Below are 7,510 nucleotides of genomic sequence, written 5' to 3' on the forward strand. Positions count from 1 at the left end.
CGTTTATCTCTTAAATATCATCAACTGACTGACCTGATAGGGCAGCTCGGATAGATTTGTCCATTCGACGCGAAGCAAACTCTTGGCTTGCCTTGTCCGTCTCTTTAATTCCTTGCTCAATCGCATCGGCATTGTCACCATTGCGCAGCGCAATTAGCTGCTCAATTACAGCCAACAACTGTTGCTGCTCTTGCTGTGAAAGCAGTTCATCGCCATCAGCCTGCAAAGCCGATACCAAACCTTCTATGACACGATCAGCCTCTACACGCTGCTCGGCTAATGTTCTAGCTTGCATATCTTCTTTGGCATATGTCATCGAATCGCGAAGCATATTAGCGACTTCATCGTCACTCAGTCCGTAAGATGGCTTAACTTGAATCTCTGATTGAACCCCAGTGCTCTTTTCCATTGCTGTCACAGACAGTAGGCCATCGGCATCAACTTGATAGGTCACTCGAATGTGCGCTGCACCCGCAGCCATTGGAGGGATACCTTTCAAAGAAAAACGTGCTAAAGAGCGGCAGTCATCAACCATTTCACGTTCACCTTGAACGATATGAACTGACATCGCTGTTTGGCCGTCTTTAAATGTAGTGAACTCTTGAGCTCGAGCAACTGGAATCGTGGTGTTGCGCGGCACGATCTTTTCTACCAACCCACCCATGGTTTCGATACCTAAAGAGAGTGGGATAACATCAAGAAGCAGCATTTCTGAGTCAGGCTTGTTACCCGCCAGAATATCGGCTTGAATTCCCGCACCAATAGCCACCACTTCATCTGGGTTAATACTGGTTAGTGGCGGACGTTCAAAAAAGTCACCCACCATTTCACGTACTAGGCGGGTTCTGGTTGAGCCACCGACCATCACAACTTCTAAGACATCATCAGCATCGACATCTGCATCTTTCAATGCTCGTCGGCATGATAAGAGTGTCTTCTTAACCAATGGCTGAATAAGTGCTTCAAACTCATCGCGAGTCACTTGTCCTTTCCAACCAAACACTTCGACGTCAACAGCTTCTTGCTCAGAGAAAGCGATCTTCGTCGCTGTAGCAATGTTCAATACCACACGGTTTTGTTCTGCACTTAGCGGTGTGGTAACACCAGATTGCTCAACCAGGTGTTCAGCTAGCAAGTGATCAAAGTCATCACCACCTAGCGCAGAATCACCACCCGTCGCCAGCACTTCAAATACACCTTTAGACAAACGCAAGATAGAGACATCAAACGTACCGCCACCAAGGTCATAAACCGCAATGATTCCCTCTTGACCGGAGTCTAAGCCGTAAGCGATAGCTGCAGCAGTAGGCTCATTTAGAAGGCGAAGTACATGCAACCCCGCTAACTTAGCCGCATCTTTAGTACCCGCACGCTGCGCATCATCAAAATAAGCAGGAACGGTAATCACAACACCAGCCAATTCACCACCCAGCGTTTCTTCTGCACGCTGACCAAGTGCCTTTAAGATGTCAGCAGAGACTTCTATCGGGTTTTTATCACCAGTTTGTGTATCGAGAACGGGTAGGCCATTATCACTCGCTTTAAAGCGGTACGGCAGTGATGGATAACGTTGGTTGATGTCTTTTAGAGAGCGGCCGATTAGGCGCTTCACTGAGATGATCGTATTTTCAGGATCTGTTTCAGCAAGATCTTTCGCCTTATACCCTACTTCGGGTTGAGCACCAGAATAGTTGACGATAGAAGGAAGAATGCTTCTGCCTGCTGAGTCATTTAGCGTCACGACACTGCCACTGCGGACAGAAGCAACTAAAGAGTTAGTTGTCCCTAAATCAATACCTGCAGCTAGTTTATGCTCATGCGGTGCCGAGCTTTGACCCGGTTCTGCTATTTGAAGTAATGCCATTGGAGATCCTTTGTAACTAGTCGAGCAAGTGGTCTTCTACTCGTTCAATTTCTGACTTGAGTTTTGCTATGAATTTGAGTTTACGAACAACATCTGCCGCTTCAGACCATAATTGCTCATTTAATAGCGTTTCAAGTTGCGATATATGCTGCTTATACATTTTGCTGACTTTACGGTCAAAGTCGAATAAGTCATCAGCACCATCAGGGCTCGCAGATATATGCTCTAGCTCTTCTCTCAATTCCATCTGCTCCATCAAGAACATTGGATCTTGCAACGTCTGCTGCTCGCCTTTTAACTCAAGATCATTGAGAGACAATATGTATTCCGCGCGTGAGATAGGCTGTTTAAGCGTTTGATAAGCATCATTGATTTCAGACGCCTTTTGAACAGCTAATAAACGATCTCTTTCAGAGGCGCTGGCATAATTGTCAGGGTGAAATCGTTTTTGTAGTTCACGGAATTGAGAAGAAAGAAGGCTACCATCCAGTGTGAACTGGTTTGGTAGCCCAAATAATTCAAAGTAGTTCATTCAGAGTTCAGTCCTTGGTCTTTGAACAGCGGAGATACTCACTCCGCTTAAATCATTAATTAGACGTTAAAGCTCTCACCACAACCACACTCACCTTTCGCATTTGGGTTGTTGAATTCAAAACCTTCGTTTAGGCCCTGTTTAACGTAATCAAGTTCAGTACCATCAAGATACACCAAACTCTTCTGATCAATAATTACTTTTACACCAGCGTGCTCGAAGACTTCGTCTTCTTCATTGAGTTCATCAACAAACTCAAGTACGTAGGCCATGCCCGAACACCCGGTTGTCTTTACCCCTAGACGAAGACCAACGCCTTTGCCTCGACTATCTAGGAAAGCTCGAACTCGGCTTGCTGCGGAATCTGTTAATGAAATGGCCATACTACACCCTGGTTTTCAATTTAATTTCTTTATCGGCGAGCTTACGCTCGCCACTTAATTATTGGTCGTGCTTCTTTTTGTAGTCAGCAACGGCTGCTTTGATCGCATCTTCAGCCAAAATAGAGCAGTGAACCTTCACTGGAGGAAGCTCTAGCTCTTCAGCGATTTCTGCATTCTTGATTGCGGCAGCTTCATCGATTGACTTACCTTTTACCCACTCTGTAACAAGCGAGCTAGACGCAATCGCACTACCACAACCATACGTTTTAAACTTCGCATCTTCAATAATGCCTTCCGGCGTTACCTTGATCTGAAGCTTCATTACGTCACCACAAGCTGGTGCACCTACCATGCCACTACCAACGTTTGGATCTTCTTTATCGAAAGAACCTACGTTACGTGGGTTTTCATAGTGATCAATTACTTTTTCGCTATATGCCATAATAATTTACCTCGAATCCTCTATATCAATCCTTTGGAATGATGAACAACTGATTAGTGGTGTGCCCACTCAACCGTGCTCAAATCAATCCCTTCTTTGTACATATCCCATAGAGGAGACATGTCGCGCAGTTTAGTGACTGCAGTACGAATCTGTTCAATTGCGTAGTCCACTTCTTCTTCGGTTGTAAAGCGACCGAACGAGAAACGAACCGAGCTGTGTGCTAACTCGTCATCTAAACCTAAAGCACGCAATACATACGATGGTTCAAGACTTGCTGATGTACATGCACTACCCGAAGAAACCGCTAGGTCTTTTAACGACATAAGAAGCGACTCACCCTCAACGAAAGCAAAGCTTACGTTTAAATTGTGGGGTACACGCTGCTCGAGATCACCATTTACGGTAACCGCTTCAAGGTCTTTTACACCGTCTAGCAGACGGTTACGTAGAGCCATTGCATGATCGAAATCTTTCTGCAGGTCTTCTTTAGCAACACGGAATGCTTCGCCCATACCCACAATTTGATGCGTAGGTAGAGTTCCAGAACGGAAACCACGCTCGTGGCCACCACCGTGCATTTGAGCTTCAAGACGAATACGAGGCTTACGACGTACGTAAAGTGCACCGATACCTTTTGGTCCGTATGCCTTGTGCGCAGATAGTGAAATTAGATCCACTTTCATTTCCTGCACATCGATTGGTAGTTTGCCCGCCGACTGAGCCGCATCGACATGGAAGATAATCTTACGTGAGCGACAAAGCTCACCAATAGATGCGATGTCTTGAACAACACCAATTTCATTGTTAACGTGCATAATTGACACTAAAACTGTGTCTTCGCGCATCGCAGCTTCAAGCTTGTTTAAGTCGACAATACCATTTGATTCTGGCTCAAGGTAAGTCACTTCAAAGCCTTCACGCTCAAGTTGACGACAAGGGTCTAGAACCGCTTTGTGCTCGGTTTTGACAGTAATAACGTGCTTGCCTTTCTTTGAGTAGAAATGTGCTGCACCCTTGATTGCTAAGTTGTCTGACTCAGTTGCTCCCGAGGTGAATACGATTTCACGTGGGTCTGCGTTAAGAAGATCGGCAATTTGCTCACGAGCGTTATCAACCGCTTCTTCAGCTTGCCAACCGTAACGATGCGAACGTGATGCTGGGTTACCAAACGTCCCGTCCATCGTCATATACTGAACCATTTTTTCTGCAACTCGCGGATCGACTGGGCAAGTTGCTGAGTAATCAAGATAAATAGGCAGTTTCATTATTTTCTCCAGTGTAATACCTTGCCACTATGAGCGAACGTCAACGCCAATTGAAGATAAGCTCGAGCCACTGTGTGTAAGGCTATGATTTAGTACAAGATCGATATCTTGCTTATCAGAGATCTCTAGGACTTCGTTGTCCTTCATCAATTGACCTAACGTAATGTTGTTAAGGAAGTCTGAGATTCGAGCACTCAGGTCTCTCCATAACGTGTGTGTCAGACAGCGTGTTCCGCCCTGACAATCTCCCTTACCGTTGCATTTAGTCGCATCTACAGACTCATCAACAGCAGAGATCACGGTACCAATTGATATTGTATTTGCTTCAGCTCCAAGGCGATATCCACCACCCGGACCTCTCACACTCGCGACCAAGCCCGCTTTTCTTAATTTAGAAAATAGTTGCTCTAGGTACGAAAGCGAAATCCCTTGTCGCTCTGAAATATCAGCCAAAGGAACGGGGTTCTGCTGTGAATGAAGAGCCACATCGAGCATGGCTGTCACTGCATATCGTCCTTTCGATGTTAATCTCATAATTCATCCTTTCCACACTGTTTATGTGGTAAGGAGTTTTTCATACCTGACTAAAATGGTCAAGTATTTATTTGACTAAAATAGTCAGGTATTATTTTCAACCTAACTATTTAAAATTCTTTGCTTTCTCTATTGCAGTTAAAACACCACGTAAGATGTTCAGCTCTTGAGATTCTGGACGAGCACGGGTAAACAGACGACGTAACTTGTCCATCACCTTCTGCGGTTTGTCTCTCTCAATAAAGTGGGTATCGTACAAGACTTTTTCAAGGTGTGAATAGAATTGTTCTAGCTGTTCATAGCGAGGGTACGCTTCCTGAGGCGATGGCTCATACTGGCTCTGTTCCATCGCTAGGTAAGCCATACGAATCTCATATGATACAGTCTGTACCGCCATCGCAAGATTCAGAGAACTGTACTCAGGATTTGCAGGAATAGTCAGATGGTACTGGCACTTTTGCAGCTCTTCATTTGTCAAGCCGGTACGTTCTCGACCAAACACAACTGCGACACTACCAGACTGTTCTAGTGACAACGCTTCAACCAGCTTTTCTCCGCACTCCCTTGGCTCAACCATAGGCCAATCAAGTGTACGCGAACGAGCACTGGTACCAATAACCAAAGAGCAATCTGCTACCGCTTGTTCAACCGTGTCAACCACCTGGGCATTCATCGCTACATCGCTTGCGCCCGCAGCGAGTGCGGTCGTTTGACCATCTCGCTCACACTGGGGGTCGACAAGTACAAGGTTAGATAATCCCATAACCTTCATTGCTCGAGCCGCAGAGCCTATATTGCCTGCATGAGATGTACCTACCAGTACGATTTTAACGCGGTCTAACATGTTGATGATTTACCCTTTAAAATGGACGCAGAATGTTATCATATTAATAAGAAGCACGTCATACCGATTTAAAACCAACACTCAGAAAGAACAAAAAATAACCACTTCCATTTATAGAAATAACTGATATACTCGTCGCGTTTTTTGTTCTTTAACATCCGTTGGGAAGATATCTATGCATCCTATGCTTAATATTGCTATTCGTGCTGCACGAAAAGCAGGTAACCATATCGCTAAATCACTAGAAAATGCTGACAAAATTGAGTCGACACTAAAAGGTACGAACGACTTCGTAACTAATGTAGACCAAGAAGCAGAAGCAATCATCATCGATACGATCAAAAACTCGTACCCTGATCACTCTATCGTTGCTGAAGAAAACGGTCTTATTGAAGGCAAAGACAAAGATGCACAGTGGATCATTGACCCTCTGGATGGCACGACTAACTTTGTAAAAGGTCTACCACATTTCTCTGTATCTATCGCAGTTCGCCTAAACGGTAAAACTGAAGTAGCTTGTGTTTACGATCCAATCCGTAATGAACTGTTCACTGCACAACGTGGTGCTGGTGCACAGCTAAATAATACTCGCATCCGTGTTAAGCAGCTAAAAGACCTTCAAGGTACTGTTCTTGCGACTGGTTTCCCATTCAAGCAAAAGCAGCACAGCGAGTCTTACCTAAAGATCCTATCTTCTCTATTTGTAGATTGTTCAGACTTCCGTCGTACAGGCTCTGCGGCTCTTGACCTATGTTACGTTGCTGCAAACCGTGTGGATGGCTACTTTGAAATTGGTCTAAAACCATGGGATATCGCTGCAGGTGAGCTGATTGCACGTGAAGCTGGTGCTATCGTTACTGATTTTGCAGGCGGCACTGAATACATGAAGTCTGGCAACGTTGTCGCTGCAAGTGCACGTGGCGTGAAAGGCATCATCAAACACATCCGTGAAAACAGCAACGAAGGTCTTCTTAAGTAATTCGTTTCTCGTTAAAAATATTAAACCTCGCTTCGGCGAGGTTTTTTTATGCGTGTTAAAAATTATTATTCGCTATCCAATAGCTAATCTAGCTGGTCTCAATAGCTAACGCGCTCGGTCGCACATCCATCGATGTTGCTACGGCACTATGTTGGGCTTGATTTTGAAGGCATGCGAAATTGTTCAAGCAAATGCGTAGATAATGTTTACGGACAACAGATTAAACGAGTTTGAAGATTACAGTCTTAGAAAGATATAGATTCGACCGGGCTGGCGTACCACGTAGACGGCTAGTTCTACTTTGAAGAAGCGATAGATACAAAAAAGCCCCGTCTTTCGACGAGGCTTTGATATATGGCAGGGGTGGAGAGATTCGAACTCCCAACACGCGGATTTGGAATCCGCTGCTCTGCCAATTGGAGCTACACCCCTATCTTCGTTTTTATTGAGACGACTCTCTGATAAGTGGCGGAATGGCCGGGCTTGCGCTCAAGCGGGACTCATTCGACCGAAGGTCGAAACCTTCAAATAAGTGGCGGAGTGGACGGGACTCGAACCCGCGACCCCCGGCGTGACAGGCCGGTATTCTAACCAACTGAACTACCACTCCGCAGTGGTCTATTTAAAGTCTTATCTAAAACGTGCTTTAAACAGATAATGTTCA

8 protein-coding genes and 2 tRNA genes are annotated in these 7,510 nt (G+C 45.2%); 1 reads left to right on the forward strand and 9 read right to left on the reverse strand.

The genetic code is table 11. The features are described from left to right. Positions 1-10: 10 nt before the first annotated feature. From hscA to trmJ, 7 genes are all read right to left on the reverse strand, one after another. Positions 11-1,864, reverse strand: coding sequence for a Fe-S protein assembly chaperone HscA (hscA, locus tag QWZ05_RS09925; RefSeq protein WP_290298237.1), 1,854 nt, complete (start codon positions 1,862-1,864; stop codon positions 11-13). Positions 1,865-1,880: 16 nt separating this feature from the next. Beyond that, a complete protein-coding gene (gene hscB / locus QWZ05_RS09930) occupies positions 1,881-2,396 on the reverse strand; it encodes a co-chaperone HscB (RefSeq protein WP_264874842.1) in 516 nt (171 codons plus the stop codon). Positions 2,397-2,455: 59 nt separating this feature from the next. Then, complete coding sequence (gene iscA, locus QWZ05_RS09935; RefSeq protein ID WP_264874841.1) at positions 2,456-2,779, reverse strand: iron-sulfur cluster assembly protein IscA; 324 nt, start codon at positions 2,777-2,779, stop codon at positions 2,456-2,458. Between the two features lie 58 nt (positions 2,780-2,837). Next, positions 2,838-3,221: a Fe-S cluster assembly scaffold IscU gene (gene iscU, locus QWZ05_RS09940; RefSeq protein ID WP_164647464.1), complete on the reverse strand. Its 384-nt coding sequence runs from the start codon at positions 3,219-3,221 to the stop codon at positions 2,838-2,840. Positions 3,222-3,274: 53 nt separating this feature from the next. Further along, on the reverse strand, positions 3,275-4,489 hold the full coding sequence (locus QWZ05_RS09945) for an IscS subfamily cysteine desulfurase (protein ID WP_264874840.1): 1,215 nt from the start codon (positions 4,487-4,489) through the stop codon (positions 3,275-3,277). A 27-nt stretch (positions 4,490-4,516) separates the two neighbouring features. Continuing rightward, complete coding sequence (gene iscR / locus QWZ05_RS09950; protein ID WP_264874839.1) at positions 4,517-5,023, reverse strand: Fe-S cluster assembly transcriptional regulator IscR; 507 nt, start codon at positions 5,021-5,023, stop codon at positions 4,517-4,519. Between the two features lie 106 nt (positions 5,024-5,129). Beyond that, on the reverse strand, positions 5,130-5,867 hold the full coding sequence (trmJ, locus tag QWZ05_RS09955; protein ID WP_264874838.1) for a tRNA (cytosine(32)/uridine(32)-2'-O)-methyltransferase TrmJ: 738 nt from the start codon (positions 5,865-5,867) through the stop codon (positions 5,130-5,132). Between the two features lie 175 nt (positions 5,868-6,042). On the opposite strand from trmJ, the gene suhB reads away from it, so the two are divergent. Further along, positions 6,043-6,846: an inositol-1-monophosphatase gene (suhB, locus tag QWZ05_RS09960; RefSeq protein WP_264874837.1), complete on the forward strand. Its 804-nt coding sequence runs from the start codon at positions 6,043-6,045 to the stop codon at positions 6,844-6,846. Between the two features lie 355 nt (positions 6,847-7,201). Here the strand turns inward: suhB and QWZ05_RS09965 are convergent. Continuing rightward, a tRNA-Trp gene (locus QWZ05_RS09965) sits at positions 7,202-7,278 on the reverse strand. A 101-nt stretch (positions 7,279-7,379) separates the two neighbouring features. Further along, positions 7,380-7,456, reverse strand: a tRNA-Asp gene (locus QWZ05_RS09970). Positions 7,457-7,510: the final 54 nt, after the last annotated feature.

It is taken from the genome of Vibrio agarivorans (assembly GCF_030409635.1).
Classification (GTDB): Bacteria; Pseudomonadota; Gammaproteobacteria; order Enterobacterales; family Vibrionaceae; genus Vibrio; species Vibrio agarivorans.

What these genes read in the sequence shown, in the direction of transcription:
- hscA (WP_290298237.1), bottom strand. Translation starts at nt 1,864, where the DNA reads ATGGCATTACTTCAAATAGCAGAACCGGGTCAAAGCTCGGCACCGCAT.
- hscB (WP_264874842.1), bottom strand. Translation starts at nt 2,396, where the DNA reads ATGAACTACTTTGAATTATTTGGGCTACCAAACCAGTTCACACTGGAT.
- iscA (WP_264874841.1), bottom strand. Translation starts at nt 2,779, where the DNA reads ATGGCCATTTCATTAACAGATTCCGCAGCAAGCCGAGTTCGAGCTTTC.
- iscU (WP_164647464.1), bottom strand. Translation starts at nt 3,221, where the DNA reads ATGGCATATAGCGAAAAAGTAATTGATCACTATGAAAACCCACGTAAC.
- QWZ05_RS09945 (WP_264874840.1), bottom strand. Translation starts at nt 4,489, where the DNA reads ATGAAACTGCCTATTTATCTTGATTACTCAGCAACTTGCCCAGTCGAT.
- iscR (WP_264874839.1), bottom strand. Translation starts at nt 5,023, where the DNA reads ATGAGATTAACATCGAAAGGACGATATGCAGTGACAGCCATGCTCGAT.
- trmJ (WP_264874838.1), bottom strand. Translation starts at nt 5,867, where the DNA reads ATGTTAGACCGCGTTAAAATCGTACTGGTAGGTACATCTCATGCAGGC.
- suhB (WP_264874837.1), top strand. Translation starts at nt 6,043, where the DNA reads ATGCATCCTATGCTTAATATTGCTATTCGTGCTGCACGAAAAGCAGGT.